The following is a 22876-nucleotide window of genomic DNA, read 5'->3' as shown; positions in this document are numbered from 1 at the left end:
AACGCGCCCGCGCGCCGCTCGCCACAAGGAAGCTCCCGCGCCGGCCCCTGTGTCGTCTGGCGGTCCTACCGAGCGCGGTGGAGCGCCCCGAGCGCCAGACGGGCCTCGGACTGCCCCTCGTGCCACCCGAGCCGCTCGGCCTCGGCGAGGATCTCCCGGAGACTTGCCAACGCCGCCTCGCGCTCGCGGGCTCCTCCGCGCATGGCACTCAGCCGCGCCCGCTGGATGCGCAGCTCGAGCCGGAGCTGGGCCACGGCGGGCTCACCGGCCAGCAGGAGCGCGGCGCTCGCCTCCTTGTAGCGGTCCTGGGCCAGGAACACCCGGGACTGCAGCAGGTACACGGCGGGGACGGAGAGCTGCGACACACTCGTCACCGCCGCCTCCGCCAGGGTCGCCGCCTCCTCGAGGCGCCCTTCCTCGAATGCGAGGCGCGCCCGCAGAAGCGCGAAGTCCTCCGGAGCCCTCCGCGCGTCCTCCCGGATGAGGGCCTGCGCCTCGTCATGGAGCGCTCGGGCCCGCGCGAGCTCTCCGCGCGACAGGAGCAGGTCCACGAGCTCCGCGAGGCTCGCGGTGGTCTCCGCCCCGTTCTGGTGCTCCCGCGCGAGACGAAGCTGCTCGCGGAACGAGGCCTCGGCGGCGGGGAGCTCCCCCAGGCTCCGCTGTGCCCGGCCCAGGAGGTTCCACGCGTACATCGACAGGACGGGCAGGCGCGTTCCCTGGCAGAGCGGCAGGGCCTCGCGCGCGGAGCGCAGGGCGCCTCGCAGCTCTCCCAGCGAGTGCTGGTAGCTGGAGACATCGAGCAGCGTCATGCACTCCCCGCTCGCACTCCCCAGCTCCCGGAAGAGGGCCAGCGCCTCTCGAGCGACCTGGAGGCCTCCGCGCAGATCCTCCGCGGGCAGCATCTGGGCCAGCTTCCGGGTGGCCTCGGCCTCCGAGTGCCGGTCTCCCGCGCGCTGGAAGAGCCGGACGGCCTCTCGGAGGGCCTCGCGTGCTCGGCTCGTGGCGCCCTGCGCGTGCAGTGCGTCCGCCTCCAGGCTCCGGTTCATGGCGGCGGAGAACCAGTCACTCAGGGCCTCCGCCTGGAGCGCCGCTCGGGAGGCGGCGGCCTGGGCTCGCGGAAGGTCCGCCACCTTCAGCGCCGCCTTCGCCTCCAGGTTGTCGAAGAGGACGGCGAAGACGGTGGGGAGGGAGCGCTCGCGAAACCGCTCCACCGTGGCGAGCGCCTCCTTCGGGGAGCGGGCCGCGAGCTGGGCGCCCCCGAGCGACAGTCCTACCTCGAAGTCTCCTGGGAGGAGCTCGAGGAGCTGGCGGTACCGCTCCGAGGCGCCCTGCCAGTCCGGCGCGTAGGCCGTGTAGAGGGCCTCGAGGCTGAGCCGATCCGAAGGCGGCAGAAATTCCCCGTGGGTGAGCACCTTCCCCAGGAGCTCCCTGCCACGGCCGCGGTCACCCCTGGCGACCAGGGCAACGGCCAGCGAGGAGCGCGGACCGGACGGAGCGGGCTCGAGCGCAGTCACCTGCTCGAAGAGCTTCTCGGCGGCAGCGGGATCGCGCTGATGGAGCTTCTCCATGGCCTCGTTATTGAGCCGCAGGGCCTCCAGGCTGGAGGGCAGCACACGCTCCAGCGTCGAGAGCGGAGACATGCCCCAGACGCCCATCACCTGACGGATGCGCTCACCTGCCCGGGAGACCACCGGGAGCAGACCGCGCAGAGGACCGCTCTCCTCCACGAGCGCCAGGGGCTCTCCCGTGGAGGTGTCCAGGACGCGGAGCTCCAGGTGCAGGAACTCGGAGCCCGCGGCCTCCCTGACGGTATAGGCCCCCTGCACCACGACGTCGCATCCGAGGAGTCCACGCAGCCGCGCCAGGGTGTCGGGCGTCAGCGGGTCGGCGTCCTTCATCCCGAGGGCTGTCTTCGCGACTTCGATCCGGCTGGAGAGCAGGAACGACGGCACACCGGCCCTCAGCTCTACTCCCAGCGCCTGGGTGAGCTGGCGGGAGAGCCAGGCGGTGTCCGGACGCCCCGTGCGGTCCTCGAAGCCCAGCAGCGCCAGGGAGCGAAGCGCGGGCACCGGCTTCTCCAGGGGCGGAACGGGGGGAGGCGGTGGGATGCGAGCTCCCGCCAGCAGGCCCCCCATCATGACCGCGAGCAGGCTCGCAAGCGGCCTGGCACCCGGCCTCGAGGGCTGGCGAACCCTCCTCGGAGCAGGGAGCGCGGAGAGCACCGCGCGTGCATCCGCGAAGCGACGCTCGGGCCGGCGCTCGAGGCAGCGCAGGATGAGGGCCTCCCAGCGGCCCTCCAGCTCGGGACGGAACCTCCTCGGAGAGGGCGCTGGCCGGCGCAGCCGCTCAAGGGCCGTGTCGCGCGCATCCTCGCCCTGGAAGGGACGGCTGCCAGTGAGCAGCTCGAACAGGATGACGCCCAGGGCATAGAGATCGGTCCCTGGCGTGACGGCCCCTCCCTCGAGCTGCTCCGGCGCCATGTATGCGGGAGTGCCGACGAGGCGCGCGCTCGAGTCCACCGGCTCCACCGAGCCCTCACCCACCACACGGGCCAGACCGAAGTCGGTGATGACCGCGCGCGGCGTTGCCCCCGTGGGCGCACGCACCAGGAGCACGTTGGCGCTCTTGAGATCGCGGTGGATGATGCCGGCCTCGTGCGCGGCGCCGAGCCCCTCGGCCAGCTGCCGCGCCAGCGGGAGCACCTCGTCCGGTGCGAGCCGTCCCCTGCTCCGCAGCACGGCGGACAGGGGCTCGCCCTGGAGCAGCTCCATGGTCAGGAAGCAGATGCGCTCCGAGCCTCCCGCGCCCGAGCGAAGGTGGAAGCCCACGTCGAAGAGCCGGCAGACGTTGGGATGGGACACCTTGCGCGCCAGGGCAATCTCGCGCTTGAGCTGCTCCAGGGCGCCGGGGCGCTCGGCCAGCTCCCGGCGGAGGACCTTGAGGGCGACGCGCTCGCGCAGCTCGAGATCCTCCGCCTCGTAGACCTCGCCCATGCCGCCGCGCCCGAGCAGGCCTCGGATGCGGTAGCGGAAGGCGACCAGCTCGTCGTCCTCGAAGACCCGGGTGGGAACAACTCCCGCCCCTCGAGGAGGTCTGACCTGGGGTGAACGGGACTCGGTGGCTTCGAGCGTGTGGCTCCTCGTCGCCGAGGAGGAATCCGGGAGCATGTGCTTCCATCCGTGTCGCTGCGTCATGACCCTGGCAGCGCCGCGGCTCCAGCCATAGGCAGGAAACAGGCCAGCGCCCTGGCTCGGGGAACAACAGGAGCTTGCAGGAAGGCCCGCCCTGCCCGGGTGGCGCGGAAGAAGCGGCGACGTGTCGAATCCGACGCGTCGCCATATAGTCCAGCAAGCCACCTGGTCGGGTGCCCCAGCCGTGTCTCCGGACGACGAAACGCTGTCCAATCGTGATGAGGAGTCCTGGGCTCCCGCGGCTCGCCCGAGGCAGTTCCTCCTCGTCGCGCTCGCGTGCGAGCATCCCCTGGAGTACCCGAGCCTCCACTGGCTGGACACGCTCGACGAGCTCGTGCTGGGCCGAGGCGAGCCTCGCGGGTGGAGCCGGCAGGAGCAGGCGGGTCGCCGGCGACTTCACCTCCGCCTGCCGGACCGCTGGATGTCCAAGGAGCACGCCCGGTTCGTGCGCGCGGGCGCGCAGTGGATGCTCGAGGACGCGGGCTCGAAGAACGGGCTCCAGGTGAATGGCGAGCCGTGCGCGCGCGCCTGGCTCGCGGATGGCGATCTGATCGAGCTCGGCCACACCTTCCTGCTGTTCCGCGAGGCAGCCTTCGCGGGGCCGGCGCTGCCCGACGACGAGGAGCCACGGGAGCAGCACGCGCCCGTGCCCGGGTTCGCCACGCTGAACCCGGGGCTCGCAGGGGAGCTGGCGAAGCTGGCGCGGGTGGCCCGGACACCCGTCCCCGTGGTGGTGGAGGGAGAGACGGGCACGGGCAAGGAGCTGCTCGCGCGCGCCTATCACCGGCTCGCGGGGAGGGCCGGCGAGTTCGTGGCCGTCAACTGTGGGGCCCTGCCCGAGACGCTCGTGCAGTCCGAGCTGTTCGGCTACCGGAAGGGCGCCTTCTCGGGCGCCAACGAGGAGCGCCCAGGGCTCGTGAGGAGCGCCGACGGCGGCACGCTGTTCCTCGATGAGATTGGCGAGCTCCCGCTGGAGTCCCAGGCCTCGCTCCTGCGCGTGCTCCAGGAGAGCGAGGTGCTCCCCGTCGGAGGGACGCGTCCCATCAAGGTGGACCTCCGGCTGCTCGCCGCGACGAACCGGGACCTCGAGCAGCAGGTGCGCGAGGGCTCGTTCCGGAGCGATCTGCTCGCGCGGCTGTCGGGGCTCCGGCTGCGGCTGCCTCCCCTGCGCGAGCGGCGCGAGGATCTGGGGCTGCTCGTCTCGCTCCTGCTGCGTCGAGCCGTGCCCCCCGGGGCCCCGGTACCGTCCCTGACCCAGAAGGCCGCGCGAGCCCTCTTCCGGTACGACTGGCCACGCAACGTGCGCGAGCTCGAGCACGTCCTGGCCCTGGCCGTGGCGCTCTCGCCGGAGCGCATCGACCTGGAGCACCTGCCCCCGGAGCTTCGGGCGGAGCCGTCCAAGCCGAAGCCCGGGCCCACCCCACCCGAGCCGGCCCCCCCGGACGCGGAGCGGGACCGGCTGCTCGCGCTCCTCCGAGAGCATCAGGGCAACGTCAGCCGCATCGCCCAGGCGCTGGAGACGTCACGCGCGCAGGTGCACCGGCTCTTCAAGCGGCACGGGCTGGAGCCGGACTCCTTCCGCTCCTGACGGCGCACCGGTGTACCAGGTGTACCCGTGGTCCAGGGGTGTACCGGCCCCGGCCCGCTCCCGCTGATACACCCGCGAGGCGCTCTCCCTCGGAATCCAAGGGGTTGCCCCGCCGCGTGGGCTGGCGTGTCGCTTGCTCCAGGCGAGGCCAGACCCCGACCCGTGGGTCCTCTGCCATCAGGAGATGTCTCTCATGTTGAATCGACGTGTGCTGGGTGGTTTCTCGTTGGTCGCGATGCTCTGCATCGGTCTGCTGTCCTCGCGTGCGGACGCCGCGAGCTGGAGCACCGGTGCCTCCATGGGCGCCATGCGCAGCTACCACTCGGCCGTGGTGCTCCCCAGCGGCAAGGTGCTGGTGACGGGCGGCTCCATCGACGGCTACACCCCGCTCAACACGGCGCAGCTCTACAATCCCAGCAGCAACACCTGGACGACGGCGTCGCCCATGCCCACGGCGCGCATCCATCACTTCAGCGTCCTGCTCGGCAACGGCAAGGTCCTGGTCGGAGGCGGCGCGAGCAATGGCTCCTCGCCCCTGGCGACCGTGGACCTCTACGATCCGAGCACCGACACCTGGTCGGCGGCGGCCTCCATGAGCGTCCCCCACCACCTGGGCGGCGCGGTGCGCCTGTGGAACGGCAAGGTCCTGGTCGCCGGAGGCTGGAATGGCTCCGCCACCCAGCGGGCCGAGCTGTATGACCCCAACACCAACACCTGGGCGCCCGTGGCGTCGATGCTCTCCCGGCGCGAGCGCCTCACCCTGACGCTCCTGGGCAACGGCAAGGTGCTGGCCACCGGCGGCTTCGACGGCCTCAACTTCGTGAGCAGCGCGGAGCTCTACGATCCGGTGTCCAACACGTGGGTCTCGGCCGGCTCCATGCGGTCTCCCCGCCAGTGGCACCAGGCCCTGCTGCTCACCAACGGCAAGGTGCTGGTGGCCGGCGGCATGAAGGACAACTCCATCACCCTGTCGAGCGCGGACCTCTACGATCCGGCCACCAACACCTGGGCGCCGGCCGCGAGCCTGCTCATGCCGCGCCGCAACTTCGCCTTCCTGCTCCAGGGCAATGGCCACGCCCTGGTGATCGGTGGCGGCTCGACCTCTGGCGCCACCGCGACCGCCGAGTCGTACGACCCGGTGCAGGATGCCTGGTCTAGCGCGGGGACGGCCTCCGCCGCCCACTCCATGTTCGGCGCCACGATGCTGCCCAACGGCCAGGCCTTCGTGACCGCGGGCGTCATGGGCACCGGCAGCGCCACCACCGACCTGTACCAGTGGTGGTAGTCCCGCCCGCACGACTCCAACCCATCAAACCCGGCAGTTCCCGAGGGCAGCCAGCCCGCGCGGCTTTCGCGCACTGGCTGCCCTCTTCATGTGACGCGGAAGGACGCTCAGAGCGTCACCAGCGACTTGAAGCCGCCGTAGATCATCCGCTTGCTGTCGAAGGGCATCATCTGCGGACCGGTCAGGCGAGGATCCGCCAGGACCTTCGTGGGCGGGGGTGCCGAGCCCCCGGACCCTGCTCCGGGCCGGGCCAGCGCTCAAGTCCCTGGGCCCGCTTTCATCGCCTGACGAGCACTGTCACCTGGAGGATGCTGGCCCGCCCTCACCCTGCCCCGCTCGCCGAGGCAGGGGAGGAGGTGGCTCACTGCACCGCGAAGATCAGGTCGTCGTGGTCGTCATACCCGCCCGGGCTGCAGGGCGAGGCGCTGGTGCTGTTGTAGCGGAAGTTGGCGCGAATGGCCTGCAGGCTCCCGGTGGGCAGCGTGTACGTGGCGGTGATCGTCCTCGCGCCCGTGCCGCCCGGGCTGTACGTGCCGATGAGCGTCCACGTCGGGCTGTTGGCGTTCGCCGCGTAGTACAGGTCCAGCTTGTCCGCGGTGGAGGAGTAGGCCCACACCGTGGCCTCGATCGTCACCTGCTTGCCCGCGGCCAGGTTCGTCCCGGCCGTCGTGCTCACCTTCAGGCGGTCGATCGACTCGTCCGAGTGGTAGCTGCCCGAGGTGCCGTCCTGGCAGCTCGCGTTGATGGTGTTGGGCTTGTTCACCTCGGGCCCCAGGTTCGCGCGGCCGTTGAGCAGCGTGCCCGAGTCACAGCCGATGCCCGCGGCGCCGCACTTGGGCGCCTTCAGCGTCGCGTCGAAGGTCGCGGTGGGAATGGTGGTGCCGCCACCCGTCGGCGGCGGGGTGTTGCCCGTCGTCGCGCCCTTGGCCACCTCGCCCAGGAAGGCCACCGCCAGCTTGGCGAACTTCACCGAGTTGGTCGCCGTGCCGCCCATGAACGTCAGGGTGTCGCCCGTGGTGTGGATGTTCGGGTTGTCCGTGCTCATCGTCGCCTCGAAGGGCATCGTGGCCGGGAAGCCCGCGCTGTTCCACGAGGCGTGATCCGAGCAGCCGTAGCCGCAGGTGATGTTGGTGTACGTCAACCCCGGCAGGTACGCGGAGATCAGGCTGGTGGTGAAGCTGTTCAGCGAGGCGTTGGTGTTGTCCGTCACCATGCCGAAGTCGTAGGTGGAGCCCTTGTAGTTGGTCATGTCCAGCTGCAGCACGCCCACCACGTTCACCAGGTTGGTCTTGTGCCAGTTGGCGATGGCCGTCGAGCCATTCAGGCCCACCTCCTCGGCGGCATAGGCCATGAACTTCACCGTGCGCGCCGGCTTGTAGCCATTGGCCATGGCCGCCCGGAAGGCCTCGGTGAGCGAGGCGACGCCCGAGGCGTCGTCATCCGCGCCCGGCGCCGCGGCGGTGGAGCTGCTCCCGTTGATGGAGTCCAGGTGGCCGCCGATCACCACCACCTCGTTGGGCAGCGTGGTGCCCTGGATGGTGGCGATGACGGACGGCTGCAGCCACGAGTGCGTGAAGAACGCCACCGAGACGTCCGTGCGCCCGTTGGCGATCGTCGTCCACTGGTTCTTCAGCCACGTGGCCGCGTCCGCGCCCGACTGCACGTTGTAGCGGCGCGTCGTCCAGTTCGTCGACAGCGAGTTGATGGTGTTGCGGATGTTGAGCTCCTGCACGCTGCCCAGCATCGCGTTCACCGACGGGCCGTTGTTGATGTTGTAGGCGATCGCCGCCGGCGCGGGCTGCAGCGCCGCGGTGGTGGCGCGCTCCACCTCCGACAGGGCCTTCGCCTCCGAGTCATGAGAGATGAAGCCCGCGCACCGGTTGAGCTTCGCGTGGATGGCTTCGGCCACCCTCTCGAGCTGGGACTCGCGGATGCGCAGCACCGCCACACCGCCCTTCTCTCGCAGCGGGGTCGGCAGCTCCGCGCCATCCGCCCGGAAGGACTCGCGCACCGTGGGCAGCGCATCCGTTCCGATGGTGATCCACACTGTCTTGTCTTGCTGGGGAGCCTGCGCGAACGCGGGTGCTGCACACGCAAGCCACGCGACGATCGGACCAAACTTCCTCATTCTCATACGCTTCTCCTGGCGCACGGACTGCTTCGTGGGGGATTCCGCGAACCTGCCTTTTGCGGATTGTCGTAAAGGCAGGCTTATTGCGCCGAGACAGGACCTTAATGAAAAACAGGCAGCGCGCACAGAAACCGGCCTCGCTCATCGAGCGCGGTCCCCAATGACCCAGCCAGGAGTGAAGGCAGACATGTCGAGACACGGCTCGCGTGTCATGTCTGCTGTTTCACAGCTCCTCGAGCACTCCCAGATCGAGCGTCTCGCCCTGCTGGAGCGTGAAGGGGAGTTTCTTGTGACCCAGCCACAGCACGTGCGCTCCGGGCTCGACGGCGAAGAACTCGAAGCGCCCCTCCTGCTTCAGAGTCTCCCTGCGCACCCCCGGCTTGCCCTCATCCAGACGCACCGTACCGCTTGCAGGACCAACGACCCTGCCGACGACCCTGCAGAGCTCTCCCACGGGGATCTCCACGCTCGCCGTCCGCCCGGGCTCGAGCCGCGCCTGCGCCTTGCCGCTGCGCCCGTCGGAGGTGCGCACCCGCAGCTCGACGAGGCCCGCCGGCACATCCAGCAGCTCGAAGGAGTCCCCCGCGAAGGGACGTGAGTCGCCCCGGTCGAAGAGGGACCGGGAGCCGCGCTCCCGCTCGGCGTACAGCTCGAAGCCTTGCACCGCGGCACCGCGCGTGGGGATGACGCGGCCCCGCAGTGCCGCCTCGGCCTCCAGACGCACCACCACGCCCCGGCTGCCCACGCGCACGTCCCGGGCCTCGCCATCCTCGGCCTGGCGCCTCGCCTGGATGACGGCGAGAGTGCCTTCGCTCGTGGAGGGCGTCGTCAGCACGAAGCGCCCCTGCGCATCGGCCTCTCCCGACGTGTGCACATCCTCACCCGAGAGGGCGACCGCGGCCTCGGGGGCAGGCGCACCTCGCGAGTCCACGACGACACCCGAGGTCTCCACCAGCGCGCCCGAGACCGTGAGACGCACCAGGGAGACCTTCCCACCCTCGACGGTGACGGACTGCGCCGGGCCTGACTTCTCGAAGTCGAGATACCGGGCCTTGAACGTGTACCGCCCCGGCAGGAGCTTGACGGTGAAGTGGCCCGTCTCATCCGGCTCCACCCAGGGGGCATTGACATCCAGCTCGTCCCCCTTGGAGGACACGGAGACATCCACCTGCTGGAGGAGCGGGCCACCGCCGACATGCTGCACGATGCCCTTCACCTCGCCCAGAAGCTGCGGGATGACGAAGTCGACGCGCGCCTCCTCGCCCTCCGCCAGGGTGATCTCCCGGACGACGGGGCTGCCTCCCCGGGCCAGTCGAGCCTCGATCCGGTAGCGCCCCGCCTCCAGCTCGATGGCGCTGTAGTTGCCCTCCTCGTCCGTGCTCTCGTGGGCGAGCTCGTCGGCCGAGCCCTCCCGCTCTCCCGCCTCGTGGGTGAAGCGCCGCAGGGTGATCTCGGCCTCTTCCACGGGGTGGCCCGCGCCGTCCTTCACGCTGCCAACCACCGAGCACGCCTGGACCAGGGGGACCTCCAGCGCCAGCTCCTGGCCCGCCTGGATCCGCAGTCCATCCCGATCGAAGGAGGGGTACCCGTCCCTGGACACCGAGAGTCCGTAGCGTCCTGGCGGCAGCTCGGCGCGGAAGCCTCCGCGCGCGTCCGTCTGGAAGTGCTCGCTGAACTCCGACTCGGTGTCGCGGATCCTCACGTCCGCCCCGCGGATGGGCTTCTGGCTCGAGCGCACGAAGACCTTCCCCGACAAGATGCCCGCCGGCTGCAGCTGGATGACGAGTCCATCCACCAGCGCGCCGCGAGTGAGCGTCACCGCGCCCCTGTGAATCGCCGACTGGCCCGCGGCCCTCGCCGCGAGGATGTAGATGCCTTCCGGGAGCTCGAGGGAGAAGAACCCCCGCGCATCGGTCTGGGTCGGCTTCAGCTCCTGCATGACGGCCTCCTGGGGGCTGGCCTCGACCGTGGCACCCGCCACGGGAGCTCCGCGGCCATCGACGACCTGGCCCTCGAGCCGGGCCGTTCCCCGCATCGAGATGATCACAGGCCCCGAGGCAGGCACCTCCGCCCCATCCATGGTCATGGCATGGCCTGGCGCCCTGGCGATGATGGTGTAGCTGCCCTCCCCCAGGTCGCCCACCTGGAAGTCTCCCCGGGCATCGCTCACGGCGGTGACCTCGTCGACCACGTGGGAGTCCTCGTCGAGCGAGAAGACGAGCTGGGCCCCCGCGACCGGCTCCCGCGAGTCCGCGTCCTGGACATGTCCACGCAGGCTCTTGCCCGGCTTCAGGGAGAACTGGACCCGGGGAGCGGTGTCGCTCTCCTTGACCACGAGCCCCTTCACCTCGGGAGCGAACCCCGGGGCCTGGGCCGCGAAGACATACTCGCCTGGCTTGCACCACCCCTGCCCGCGCCCGTCCGCTCCCACGATGATGGGGTGCAGCTCGATGATGTCGTAGGCCTTCTGCCGGACCGCCTTCACGTGAGCCCCCGGCACCGGAGCTCCCCGGGCCGTCACCTCCACCGCGATGCAGGGACCGGTGCCGTCCTTCTGCTCCTCCAGGAGCTCCTCATCCAGCGGCTCCTCGGTGCTCCCCCCTTCACTCGGAGACGGCGCCACCATGGTGCTCGGGGCCGGAGCCCCCTCGGCCGGAGGGGCGCCAGGAGCCGGAGCGGACGCAGCCACCGCGGGAGCCGACTCCCCCCCTGAGGCGCTCAGTCCCCACCAGGCCACGGGGACGAGGATCAAGAGCGCCAGCAGCAGGAATCGGATCGGCTTGGGCACCGTCCCAGTCTACCGCCCTCCCTCCTCCAGGAAGAGAGGGTGGGAGTTTCTGCCGGGGGTCCGAGTGCCGTAGAGTGCGCCCCGAGCAAGGAGCGTCATGAATCGAGGAACCAGCGTCGCCGTCGTCGTCCTCTTCGCACTCGTCTGCGGCGTCGTGCTGTACAGCAAGATGTCTCCCTCCAGGGGAGGAGACACCCCCACCCCGAGCGGCAAGGCCGCGGACCCCAGCCCCACCGCGACTCCGAAGTCGGACAAGCCCACCATCGACGTGCTCTACGCCTCGTCGGATGGCAAGAAGGAGTGGGTCAACGACGTCGTCAAGACGTTCAACGAGAAGCGCGTCGAGATCAACGGCAAGGTCGTGGTCGTCAAGGCCGAGCACATGCGCTCGGGCGAGAGCCGCGCCGCCATCCTGGCCGGCAAGTCCAAGCCCACCATCTGGGGGCCGGCCGGCAAGAGCTGGATCGATCTCATCAACCAGGACTGGCAGACGCGCGAGCAGCGCGCCTTCGTCCCCGAGGCCAAGGACACCGTCAACACCGCGCTGGTCATCGCCCTCTGGAAGCCCATGGCCGAGGCGCTCGGCTGGCCGAAGAAGGAGATCGGCTGGAAGGATCTGCGCTCCGTGGTGACCAACCCCAAGGGCTGGAGCGCGCTGGGCCACCCGGAGTGGGGCGCCTTCAAGTTCGGGCACTCGCACCCCGACTACTCGAACTCGGCGATGCTCTCCGTCATCAGCATGATCTACGCGGGCGCGAACAAGAGCGCCAACCTCACCTCCGCGGACATGAAGGATCCGCAGGTGGTGTCGCTGCTCAAGGACATCGAGCGCTCCATCGTCCACTATGGCGAGAGCTCGAGCTGGCTGACGGACAAGCTGTGCAACCGCGGCCCGGCCTACCTGTCCGCCGTCACCGTGTACGAGTCCTCCGTGGTGAAGGCCAACGACAAGTGCAAGACGAAGCCCTTCCCGCTCGTGGCGCTCTACCCGAAGGAGGGCACCTACTGGGAGACGCACCCCGCGGGCGTCGTGGACGCCGACTGGGTCACCGAGGATCAGAAGCAGGGCGCGAAGGCGTTCCTCGACTTCCTCGTGTCGCCCGAGCAGCAGGCCAAGGCCCCGAAGTATGGCTTCCGGCCCGCGCTCAAGGACGTGCCGCTGACCGCGCCGTTCGACGAGGACCATGGCGTGTCGCCGAACGCCGAGCGCAAGGAGCTGGAGTACCTGAGCGAGGACCTGTTCCAGCGCGCCAACACGCTGTGGCACGAGACGAAGAAGAAGGCCGCGGTGTGGGTCGTCCTGGATACCTCCGGCTCGATGGAGGGCAAGCCGATGGACGCCGCCCGCGCCGGCACGGTGAAGTTCCTCCAGCGCATGGAGCCGGATGACCTGGTGCAGGTGATCGCCTTCAGCGAGCAGCCGACCGCGCTGGGCAACCCCGGCAAGGTGCGCCAGTCGGGCGAGACGCTGGTGAAGAAGGTCCAGGGCCTGTACGCGCACGGGCAGACCTCGCTCTATGACGCGGTGCTGATGGCGTTCGACGAGGTGGATCAGGCGCGCAAGACGGAGACCGAGCCGCGCAGCTACGGCATCGTCGTGCTCTCGGATGGCAAGGACACCGCCTCCAAGCGGAACAAGCCGGACCTCATCGAACGGCTGCCCCGGCCCGAGGACACCGAGGGCACGCGCGTCTTCACCATCGCGTACGGGAACGAGGCGGACGAGGAGCTGCTGCGCACCCTGAGCGAGCGCTCCAACGCGCTGATGGTCCACGGAGACAGCGCGGACATCGACAAGCTGTACCACCAGATCGCCTCGTACTTCTAAGGGACGCGTGAAGGGGTCCACCTGGCAGAGGCTGTTTCCCGCCGCGGGAGTGCTCGCGACAGCCGGCGTCACCGCGGCGGGGACGGGAGAGTGGTGGGTGCTCGGGCTGGGCACGCTGGCCGCGATCGTCCTGGCCATCGTCAACCGCGGGGGGCCGCAGCTGCCTCCGGGGCTGGATGCCGCGCACCGCGAGCGGGCCCGGACGATCTGGGACGCGAAGGAGCAGCTGGCGGCGGAGCTGTCCAAGGTGCCCGAGTCCGCGCGCGCCATGCTGGCGGTGTCCGCGCCGCAGCTCGAGCGCATTGGCAAGCAGGCCATGGAGCTGGTGACGCGGCACCAGGAGCTGCAGTCGCACGTGTCGCAGGCGCGAGAGAAGGAGCTCCGCGCCGAGCACGCCCGGCTGGAGCTGCTGGCGGAGCAGAGCTCGGATCGCGCCGCCAGCGAGCGCTACCGCGACGCGGCGAAGGCCCGGGAGGGACAGCTCGCGGACGCGACCGCGCTCCGAGGCCACCTGGACCGGCTGGACGCGGAGCTGTCCGCGCTGCACGCGAAGCTGGAGGCCGTGAAGCTCCAGGTGCTCACCCTGCGCTCGGCGCAGGCGGACTCACAGGTGGCGGAGAGCTCGCAGCGGGTGACCGCGGAGCTGTCCGGGCTGTCACGGGAGATTGGCGCGATCTCGGAGAGCTTCGAGGAGCTCGCCGCGGCCCCGCGCCAGGCGCAGAGAACACGCAACACGTAGCTCGTTGGGAGAAACGCAATGAAGGCCTGGAAACGTCTCGGATGGATGGCACTGCTCGCGAGCTCGGTGGCGACCGCGCAGGCGCCAGCGAAGCCGGCGAAGGGGGGCAAGCCGTCCGCGGCGCCCAAGCTGGTGGTGCTGCTGGTGGTGGATCAGCTCGGGGCGGACGTGCTGTCCCAGATGGAGCCGCGCCTGGGGCCCAAGGGCATCAAGCGCATCCTCGGCGGCACGCGCTACACCGACTCCACCTACCGGCAGCTGGCCACGTACACGGGCCCGGGCCACGCGCTGCTGGGCACGGGGGTCTACCCGCACAAGAACGGCATCGTCTCCAACAAGTACTTCGATCGCTCCACGGGCAAGAGCATCACCACCCTGTTCGATCCGACCCACCCGCTGCTCGAGGCCCCGGCCGATCCCGAGGATGACTCGTCGCCGCAGGGCCTGCTGGCTCCGACGGTGGGAGACTTGCTGAAGAAGAAGAACCCCGACTCCAAGGTGGTGGCCATCGCGCTGAAGGACCGCGCGGCGGTGCTGATGGCGGGCCATGAGGGCAAGGCCTACTGGCTGGCCGAGGCCACCGGGAAGATGACCACCTCCACCTTCTTCCAGAAGGAGCTGCCGGCCTGGGTGACGGAGTTCAACGCGAAGAACCCCATGGACGCGCACTTCGGCAAGGTGTGGGACCGCTCGCAGCCGGCGGCGAAGTACACCGGGCCGGACGAGGCCGCCTACGAGGGCGACTACAAGGGGCTGGGCAAGACGTTCCCGCACAAGATCACCGGCAAGCTGGACAAGCCGGGCCCGGACTTCTACGTCGCCTTCGCCGCCACGCCGCTGGCCACCGACTGGGAGCTGTCCTTCGTGAAGGCGGCGATCGAGGCCGAGGAGCTGGGCAAGGACGCGACGCCGGACCTGCTGGCGGTGAGCTTCACCGCGCCGGACTACGCCGGCCACGCGTACGGCCCGCACAGCCACGAGGTGCAGGACTCGATCCTGGGCGTGGATCGCGCCATCGGCGAGCTCATCACCCATCTGGAGAAGAAGGTCGGCGCGAAGAACGTGGTGTTCGCGTTCAGCGCGGACCACGGCGCGGCGCCGGCCCCGGAGAAGCTCGCGGGCGAGGGCAAGAAGGACGTACGCCGCATCAAGAAGGCGGAGCTGAAGGCCGCCGTGCAGAAGGCGCTGCAGGACAAGTACGGCCCGGGTGAGTGGGTCAACGCGCTGGAGGACCCGAGCATCTACCTGAACACCAGGCTCGCCGCGGAGAAGAAGATCGCTCCCGAGGAGCTGGAGAAGACGGCGCTGGAGGCCGCGCTCAAGGTGCCGCAGATCGCCGCCGGCTTCACCCGCACGGAGCTCATCGCTGGCACCAACCCGGAGCGGCCGTACTTCGCGGCGACGCGGCTGACCTTCCACCCGGATCGCGCGGGTGAGGTGCTGCTGGTGCCCGCGGAGAACTCCTTCTGGGGCAAGTACGGAGAGAAGGCCGAGGGCTCCACCCACGGCAGCCCCCACCGCTACGACGCCCACGTGCCGCTGGCCTTCTACGGCGCCGGCATCCGCAAGCAGGTGGTGAAGACGCCGGTGGATCAGGCCGACATCGCGCCCACCCTGGCCGCGCTGCTCGGGCTGGAAGGCATCCCCAACGCCGACGGGAAGCCGCTCCCCGAGGTGAAGAAGTAGGAGCGGCGCCCCTTTGGCCTCAGCGCTTGGACGGCTGAGGCCAGAGGGCGGGGGCGATGAGATCCTCCTGCGCCAGGAGGATCTTCTTCGTCTTCGCGTCGAGGATCAGCGTCTTGGGCCGAGGGCTCGTCCCGACGTCGACCAGCAGCAGATCCTTCTGGAGCTGGAAGGACACCGCGGTCTCCTTGGCGTCCGGGACGCCCTCCACCGGCGCCAGCTTGCCGCCCTTGGCGCCCCAGCGCACGGGGGCGAAGTCCGAGAAGCCATCTCCCGCCTGCTCCCGGCGGTAGTAGAGCGGCCCGCCGGAGGTGGTCAGCCGCAGCCACTTCGCCTCTGCGCCGTCCTTCTTGTCCGGGAACGCGGCGCTCAGCACCTTCCGGGCGGGATCCTTGGGAGGCAGCGCCTTGCCCTTGGCCTGGCCCACCGCCGTCTGTGAGGCCGTGCGCTGCAGTGTCCGGAAGAGCTTGAGGGACTCGAAGCCGCCGGAGGTGGTGGCCTTCACCTCCACGCGCTTCCAGGTGTCCCCTTCGAGCCGCCAGGCCATGACGAGCGTCGGCTCTCCCTGCCCACCCGCCACCGGGAAGCGCTCGCCCTGGAAGGAGATGGCCCGCTTGCCGTCCGGCCCCGGCTCCGGGGGCTGCAGCGCGGGCGTGTAGCTGACCAGCGCCACCGGGCGGCCCTGGGGATCGAAGGTGAGCTGCTCGATCATGGGCAGGTCCGTGTCCGCGGCGCCCTTCTCCTCGGGCAGGCCGCGCAGCTCCAGCGGGGCACCCGTGCGGTTCACCAGATCCACCCGCCAGGCAATGGAGCTGGCGTCCGGGCCATCCCCGCTGACGAAGACGAGGCCCTGCTTGCCATCGCGGCTCCAGGAGACGACGGCCGAGGCGCAGTTCCTGTCGAAGGAGAAGACCGTCGTCGGCTCTCCCGAGGGGATGGGCTGCCGCACCCAGTCGCAGGCGTCGGGGTCCCGGCTCTTCAGGTGCGAGAGCGCGGGGCCCGTCGCGCCCGTGGGCGCGGCGCCGCGAGGAGGGTTGGACTTCGAGCCCGCCAGCGCGAGCGTCGCAAGCAAGACGTGTCCGAGAGAGAGGGGCATGGCCCCCTCCTTAACATGACGCCCGAGACAGCCGCAGGCCCAAGGCCTCCTCCAGACCTTGCGCCCGCGGCGCGGGACCTCGGACAGAGGACCGCTGAAATACCGCCTGCGTCAAATCGTACAGATCCACTCGCCATTGCCGCAGACGCAGCCACCCTCTCCGCCACCGCCCAGGAAGCAGCACGGAATCGTGGAGCCCTTCGGAGCGCAGGAGCCCCCGTGCAGGAACTCGCAGTAGGGGTGGTCATCACACGTGGGGCAGAAGGTCGTGACGCCGTCACACGTCACGTGGCTGTAATCCGTGGCGGAGCACGTCGAGCCCTGACAGGAGACGCGCTCCCCCATCACACAGTTCGCGGAGCAGGTGACCAGCTCCTGGGAGGTGCTGGCGACGCTCACGGGAGGCACCACCTCTGGCTCGGCCTCGACGCCCCCGCACCCGACCAGGACAGCTCCCAACAGCACGGCAAGTGAAACCCAACGGCGATTCATGACCTCTCCTTTGATGAGCGCGGCCCATGAGCCCCACGGCCGCTTCGCGCGGAACGGCTGAGTCCGTTCCAGCCTTTGGACAAGGCCACCCGGCGTTTGTTGCGCCGACGATTTCTGGCACCCTGGAATGCAACAACCGCCAACTCCGACCGTCCATGAAGTGATGGAGTGCCCCAACGAGAACGTCATCCTGGAGTTCGTGGCGGGCGCGCTGCCCGAGGCGCGCGCCGAGGGGCTCCACTCGCACCTGGACGACTGCGCGCTGTGTCAACGCCTCGTCGGAGAGCTGGCCCGGGCCGAGTCCCTGGAGATGCCGCCGAAGCAGGAGGGCGAGCTGCCTCCGCTCGTCCCAGGCGCCCGGCTGGATCGCTACTTCATCCTGGGAGAGCTCGGCGCGGGGGGCATGGGCGTGGTGTATGCCGCGTTCGACCCGGCGCTGGACCGCAAGCTGGCCCTGAAGCTGCTCAAGGGGCCGCGGCAGCTCGAGGGCTCGCCCGAGGCGCGGCGCCGGTGGCTGCTCACCGAGGCCCAGGCCCTGGCTCGGCTCTCCCACCCCAACGTGGTGACGCTCTACGAAGCCCGGGTGATCGGCGAGCAGCTGTTCCTCGCCCTCGAGTTCGCCGACGGCGGCACGCTGGAGAGCTGGCTGCGCGAGCGGCCCCGCCCCCGGCGCGAGGTGCTGGAGGTGTTTCTCGCCGCCGGCGAGGGCCTGCACGCGGCGCACGCGGCGGGCATCGTCCACCGGGACTTCAAGCCCTCCAACGTCCTCATCCGCCGGGACGGGCGGGTGCAGGTGACGGACTTCGGACTGGCCCGGCTGATGGAGGGCCCGGACACGTTGCCCGAGGCCGCGGGAGCGCCAGGCGCCCTCCCCTCCTCTCTGTCCTCCAGGACGACGTGGAGGGGCTCGCGGGCGGGCACTCCCGCGTACATGGCCCCCGAGCAGCTCGAGGGCGGCGAGGTGGACGCGCGCACCGACCAGTACAGCTTCTGCGTCGCGCTCCACGAGGCGCTCTGCGGCCAGCGTCCCGCTACCCTTCCCCTGCCGCGCCACCCCCGGGTTCCCGCGCGCATCCGCCGCGTGCTCCAGCGCGGCCTCTCTCCCACTCCGGAGGAGCGCTTCGCCTCGATGCGCGAGCTGCTCGCGGCGCTGGCGCGTGAGCCGCTCTCCACCTGGCGCATCCCCCTGGCAGTGGCGGCCGCGGCGGGGCTGCTCGTGGTGGGTGGCGTGGTGGGCGGAGGATGGGGAGAGCCACAGCCGTGCCAGGACGGGCAGAAGCGCTGGGAGCGATTCTGGGGACCGGAGCGCAGGCAGGCCGTGCGCGCGGAGCTGCTCTCCGGGGGCGACGCGCTGGCCGAGACCGCGTGGAGGGAAGTCGACAGAGCCCTGGACAGCTACTCCGCCGAGTGGGTGGCCCACTACACCGAGGCCTGCCAGGCCACGCGGGTTCACGGACAGCAGTCCGAGTCCCTGCTCGATGCGCGCATGCAGTGCCTCGAGCATCGGGCCCGTGACTTCCAGGCCCTGACGGAGCTGCTCTCGCGCGAGCGCCCCCGCTCCGTCCACACCGCCGCCAGCGCGGCCTGGGGACTCCCCGAGCTAGAGTCCTGCACCGCGCAGCATGCCCAGGCCGCGATCAAGGGCCTGCCCGCGCAAGGCCCCGCGCGCGAACTGGTAGAGTCCATCAAGCGACAGCTCAGCGAGGTGCGCGCCCTGCGCGCCCTCGGGCAACACGTGCGGGGGTTGGAGCTGATGGCGGCGGTGCGCGAGCGGCTGCCAGAGCTGGCGCACGCCCCCACGCGAGCGGAGGCCTTCCAGGAGCTCGGTCGCCTCTACATGAGCGATCGCAAGGCGAAGCAGGCCGAGGAGGCGCTGCTGGAAGCGGTGTGGGCCGCCGAAGCCGGCCGCTATGACCGACTGGTCGCGGAGGCTCGCATCGCCCTCGTCTACGTCTACGGCGACATGCTGCTGATGCCAGCGGTGGATGCCGACTTCGTCCGGGAGGCCCAGGCAGCGGTCGCACGGGTGGGAGACGAGCAGCTGGAGGCCGACCTGGAGCGCATGCTCGGCGGGGTGCTGATGGAGCAGGACCGGTGCGCCGAGGCAGTGCCCCACATCGAGCGGGCCAAGGCGTTCGAGGACAGGCGTGCCGCCGCGAACACGCCCCAGAGCCTCGGCTTGCTCGTCGCGCTGGGCAGGGGACTGCAGTGCAAGGGAGAGCTGCCCGCCGCCCGCGCCACGTTCCAGCAAGCCGTGCGCCTGCGCGAGCAGCTCTCCGGGCCGGAGAGTCCCCTGGTGGCGAACCTCCTCGTGTTCGAGGGCCGGGTGGCGCTCCTGCAGCGGGACTTCGCCGGAGCACTCGCGCTGTTCCAGCGCTCCCTGTCCCTCCGCCAGCACGTGGAGGGACCTCGCTCGGAGTGGGCGGCCTTGCACCTCGACTTCATCTCCGCGGCGCTGCTGGGCCTCGAGCGAACGGAAGAGGCCAGGCGCCACGCCCGGGAAGCGGTCGCCATCCTCGAGGAGCTCGGGACTCCCAGCCCCTCGCGTAAGCCGGGCGCGCTTTGGAGACTCGCGCAGGCGGAGATCGAGCTCGGCAATCACCGCGTGGCGGTGTCGCTGCTCGAGCAGGCCCTGCGGAGCATCGACGGTCGCCACCCGAGCATGACTCACGCCATCGGCCTGACCCTCGCCGAGGCGCTCCACGGGGCGGGGATGGATCTGCCCCGTGCGCGGCGGCTGGCGCTGGAGGGCTACTCCTTCTTCGCGAAGGACCCGAGCGTCACGCCCCAGGATCGCCAGGAGATGGAGGCGATCCTCGACAAGCTCCAGCTCCCCGCCGCTTCCCGGAGGTGAGCCGCCAGGCAGGGCGGCCCGGAGATGTTCACTTCACGAACCGCGCTCACGTCGAGCTGAGCCGCGACGGGCGGGGCCGGATAAGGCTTCCCCCATGAAGACCTTCCGCGTGGTGACCTTGAACCTCATGGGCATGGGCGAGCCCATCGACCGACGGATGGAGCTCATCGGCCGCGGGCTCTCGGACCTCTTCCTGGACGCGGTGGCGCTCCAGGAGGTGTGCGAGCACGAGCACCACCTGCCGAACCAGGCCGCGACCCTGGCCGAGCGGCTCGGCTTCCAGCACGTCTGGGCCCGCGCGAAGGGCGAGCCCGGCGCCGTCCAGGAGGGGCTCGCCGTCCTCTCGCGCCATCCCATCCGGGAGCATCGCGTGTGGCCGCTGCCCTCGGCGGAGGGCGGCCGCATCGTCCAGCAGGCGCTCATCGAGACGCAGGCGGGCCTGCTGGGGCTCTTCAACACGCACCTGGATCACCACCCCGACAACGGCGTGATGCGCGAGCAGCAGGTGGTGGTGCTGACGGACATCGTCCGGGCCCAGCTGCGCGATCTCCCCAACGTCATCGCGGGCGACTTCAACGCCACGCCCGAGCACGACGAGATCCGCTTCCTGCGAGGCCGGCACACGCTGGAGGGCCGGCGCGCGTATCTGCACGACGCCTACGCCCGCGTGCACCCCATCGAGGATGCCTCCGGGGAGACGTGGGCCCGGCGAAACCCGCTCACGCGCCGCTGGCGCTGGCTGGAGAACGACCGCCGCATGGACTTCATCTTCGTGACGGCCATCGAGTCGAACGGACGGGGCGAGGTGCGCTCGTGCAAGATCGTGCTGGACCAGCCCGATGATCAGGGCCAGTTCCCCTCGGACCACTTCGGCGTGCTGGCCGACATCCAGCTGTCTCCCGCGCCCGCCACCTGAGGCACTGCCCGCCTGGGAGCCCGGGCACCGGCGAGCCGCCAGGGAGGCCCCTCTCCTCCCGGACGAGGCCCCAGGGAGCCCGAGTGCTAGCACTCACCGCGAAGTCCCTGCCGGCGCAGCTTGTGGCGTGCATCGGACGGTTCGGTCGCGGAGCGGGGCACATGCGAGAGAAGAAGCCGAGGGCCGGCAGGCGGCGCGGGAAGGCGACAGCAACCGCGGTGGAGGCCGCCGCTCCCTCGCCCACCCTGCGCATCCTCGACGCGGTGCTGCTCACCGTCGGCATCGTCCTGGGGGCCGGCATCTTCAAGGCCCCCTCGCTGGTGGCGGCGCAGCTGGGCAGTGAGCAGGCGCTGATGCTCGCGTGGCTGCTCGGGGGAGTGGCCTCGCTCATCGGCGCCCTGTGCTACGCGGAGCTGGCCAGCACCTGGCCGCACCCGGGCGGCGACTACCACTACCTCCACCGCGCGCTGGGCCAGGGCCCCGCCTTCCTCTTCGCGTGGGCCCGGCTCACCGTCATCCCCACCGGCTCCATCGCCCTGCTGGCCTTCGTGTTCGGGGACTACGCCACCCAGCTCGCGCCGCTGGGGCCCTACTCCTCCTCGGTGTACGCGGCGGCGGTGGTGGTGGGGCTGACGGCCATGAACGTGGCCGGGGTGCGGCAGGGCACGCGCACCCAGAACGTGCTCACCGCGCTGGAGGTGCTGGGCGTGGGCGCCATCATCGTCGCGGGGCTGCTCCTGGCCCCCGCCCCCTCGGCGCCCCCTCCCCCGGCCTCCGGCTCGCCCATGGCCGCGTGGGGGCTGGCCCTCGTCTTCGTCCTGCTCACCTACGGCGGGTGGAACGAGGTGGCCACGCTCTCCGCGGAGGTGAAGGGCTCGCGGCGCAACCTCGCCTGGGCGCTGCTGGTGAGCATCGGCGTGGTGACGGCCCTCTACCTGCTGGTCAACTGGGCCTACCTGCGCGGCCTGGGCCTGGCGGGCATGGCCGGCTCGTCCGCGGTGGCCGCGGATCTGGCTCAGCGAGCGCTGGGCAGCGGAGGCGCGCAGGCCCTCTGCGTCCTGGTCGCCGTGTCCGCCCTCACCTCCGCCAACGCCACGGTGATCACCGGCGCGCGCACCCACTACGCCTTCGGGCGCGACAGCACGCTCTTCCAGGGCCTGGGCCGCTGGCACGCGCGGGCCAACACGCCCGCCCAGGCGCTGCTGGTGCAGGGCACCCTCGCCCTGGCGCTGGTGGGGCTGGGCACGGTGACGCGCCAGGGCTTCCAGACCATGGTGGAGTACACCGCGCCCGTCTTCTGGCTCTTCTTCCTGCTGACCGGGGTGTCCCTGCTGGTCCTGCGCAGGCGCGAGCCCCGTACGCCGCGCCCCTTCCGCGTCCCGCTGTACCCGCTCACGCCCCTGCTCTTCATCGGCACCTGCGCGTACGTCCTCTACTCCAGCCTGGCGTACGCGGGCATCGGAGCGCTGGCGGGCATGGTCGTGCTCGGCACCGGCGCCGTGCTGCTCTTCGCGGAGCGCATGCGCCGAGGCCGCTCCAGCCGACGGACAGCGCGGGACTCACGCTCGATTTCCCTGCAACAGCCCAAGGAGGCCACATGAAGCGCATCCTCTTCCTGCTGTCACTCGCGGTCGGCACCACGGCTCTCGCCCAGGGCAACACGGCCCCGCTGATCCTGCCCCAGCCGCCCGTCTCGGTGGAGGAGGCGGCGGACGCCCCGGAGGTGCCCTTCGTCCCCACGCCGGAGGACGCGGTGGAGCAGATGCTGGTGCTGGCCGGAGTGGGGCCCCGGGACATCGTCTACGACCTGGGCAGCGGTGACGGCCGCATCGTCATCACCGCCGTGAAGAAGTACGGGGCCCGCGGGGTGGGCGTGGACATCGACCCCGAGCGCATCGCCGAGGCGAACGAGAATGCGCGCACCGCCGGCGTGTCGCGCAGGGCGGAGTTCCGCCAGGGAGACCTGTTCGACGCCGACATCCAGGACGCCACGGTGGTGACGCTCTACCTGCTGCCCACCGTGAACGAGCGCCTCAAGCCCAAGCTGCTGGCGGAGCTGAAGCCGGGGACGCGCGTCGTGTCGCACGCCTTCGACATGGGCGACTGGAAGCCCGCCAAGGAGGTGGAGATGAACGGGCGCACCCTCTACCTGTGGATCGTCCCCGAGCGGCAGCAGGGCGTGGGCGGCTCCGGGAGGTGAGGCCTCCTGGCCAGCGAGAGGTACGTGCCTTGCAGGCCACTCCTCGTGCACCCACCTGCCCCCGGCGCCTGCAACAAACGCCCGG

The 22876-nt window shown here is 70.7% G+C and carries 14 protein-coding genes; 9 read left to right on the top strand and 5 right to left on the bottom strand.

The features are described 5' to 3' along the window. Positions 1–65: 65 nt before the first annotated feature. Positions 66–3167 carry a serine/threonine-protein kinase gene (locus tag KY572_RS41730; RefSeq protein WP_224249340.1) on the bottom strand — a complete coding sequence of 1034 codons (3102 nt, stop codon included), beginning with the start codon at positions 3165–3167 and terminating at the stop codon, positions 66–68. A 208-nt stretch (positions 3168–3375) separates the two neighbouring features. Here KY572_RS41730 and KY572_RS41725 point away from each other — a divergent pair, with 208 nt between their 5' ends. Next, positions 3376–4779 (top strand): sigma 54-interacting transcriptional regulator, encoded by a 1404-nt coding sequence (locus tag KY572_RS41725; RefSeq protein WP_224249339.1) that lies wholly within the window; start codon positions 3376–3378, stop codon positions 4777–4779. Positions 4780–4972: 193 nt separating this feature from the next. Continuing rightward, complete coding sequence (locus tag KY572_RS41720) at positions 4973–6064, top strand: Kelch repeat-containing protein (protein WP_224249338.1); 1092 nt, start codon at positions 4973–4975, stop codon at positions 6062–6064. A 361-nt stretch (positions 6065–6425) separates the two neighbouring features. Here the strand turns inward: KY572_RS41720 and KY572_RS41715 are convergent, their stop codons facing one another. Both KY572_RS41715 and KY572_RS41710 read right to left on the bottom strand, forming a co-directional pair. Continuing rightward, positions 6426–8192, bottom strand: a complete 1767-nt coding sequence (locus KY572_RS41715; RefSeq protein ID WP_317987971.1) for a M20/M25/M40 family metallo-hydrolase — start codon at positions 8190–8192, stop codon at positions 6426–6428. Between the two features lie 226 nt (positions 8193–8418). Beyond that, positions 8419–10983 carry a carboxypeptidase regulatory-like domain-containing protein gene (locus KY572_RS41710; protein ID WP_224249336.1) on the bottom strand — a complete coding sequence of 855 codons (2565 nt, stop codon included), beginning with the start codon at positions 10981–10983 and terminating at the stop codon, positions 8419–8421. Positions 10984–11080: 97 nt separating this feature from the next. Here KY572_RS41710 and KY572_RS41705 point away from each other — a divergent pair, with 97 nt between their 5' ends. Genes KY572_RS41705 through KY572_RS41695 form a run of 3 tightly spaced genes read left to right on the top strand, consistent with a single transcriptional unit; the run spans position 11081 to position 15236 of the window. Continuing rightward, positions 11081–12811, top strand: a complete 1731-nt coding sequence (locus tag KY572_RS41705; RefSeq protein ID WP_224249335.1) for a VWA domain-containing protein — start codon at positions 11081–11083, stop codon at positions 12809–12811. Between the two features lie 7 nt (positions 12812–12818). Next, positions 12819–13550 carry a hypothetical protein gene (locus KY572_RS41700; RefSeq protein WP_224249334.1) on the top strand — a complete coding sequence of 244 codons (732 nt, stop codon included), beginning with the start codon at positions 12819–12821 and terminating at the stop codon, positions 13548–13550. Between the two features lie 45 nt (positions 13551–13595). After that, complete coding sequence (locus KY572_RS41695) at positions 13596–15236, top strand: alkaline phosphatase family protein (RefSeq protein WP_224249333.1); 1641 nt, start codon at positions 13596–13598, stop codon at positions 15234–15236. 19 nt (positions 15237–15255) lie between these two features. Here KY572_RS41695 and KY572_RS41690 read toward each other — a convergent pair whose 3' ends face one another. Beyond that, positions 15256–16329 carry a hypothetical protein gene (locus KY572_RS41690; protein WP_224249332.1) on the bottom strand — a complete coding sequence of 358 codons (1074 nt, stop codon included), beginning with the start codon at positions 16327–16329 and terminating at the stop codon, positions 15256–15258. Between the two features lie 111 nt (positions 16330–16440). Next, the gene (locus KY572_RS41685; protein WP_224249331.1) at positions 16441–16821 is read right to left on the bottom strand and encodes a hypothetical protein; all 381 of its coding nucleotides are present in this window, start codon (positions 16819–16821) and stop codon (positions 16441–16443) included. Between the two features lie 127 nt (positions 16822–16948). On the opposite strand from KY572_RS41685, the gene KY572_RS41680 reads away from it, so the two are divergent. The 4 genes from KY572_RS41680 (at position 16949) to KY572_RS41665 (ending at position 22791) form a co-directional block, all read left to right on the top strand. After that, a complete protein-coding gene (locus KY572_RS41680) occupies positions 16949–19675 on the top strand; it encodes a protein kinase domain-containing protein (protein WP_224249330.1) in 2727 nt (908 codons plus the stop codon). A gap of 94 nt (positions 19676–19769) precedes the next feature. Continuing rightward, complete coding sequence (locus KY572_RS41675) at positions 19770–20591, top strand: endonuclease/exonuclease/phosphatase family protein (protein ID WP_224249329.1); 822 nt, start codon at positions 19770–19772, stop codon at positions 20589–20591. A gap of 161 nt (positions 20592–20752) precedes the next feature. Further along, complete coding sequence (locus KY572_RS41670; RefSeq protein ID WP_224249328.1) at positions 20753–22192, top strand: APC family permease; 1440 nt, start codon at positions 20753–20755, stop codon at positions 22190–22192. Beyond that, complete coding sequence (locus tag KY572_RS41665; protein WP_224249327.1) at positions 22189–22791, top strand: SAM-dependent methyltransferase; 603 nt, start codon at positions 22189–22191, stop codon at positions 22789–22791. The genes KY572_RS41670 and KY572_RS41665 overlap by 4 nt, the downstream gene beginning before the upstream one ends. Positions 22792–22876 lie beyond the last annotated feature (85 nt).

It is taken from the genome of Hyalangium gracile (assembly GCF_020103725.1).
Taxonomy (GTDB): domain Bacteria; phylum Myxococcota; class Myxococcia; order Myxococcales; family Myxococcaceae; genus Hyalangium; species Hyalangium gracile.
The sequence above is the reverse complement of the archived record's forward strand: the minus strand, read 5'-3'. Positions and strand labels throughout refer to the sequence as shown.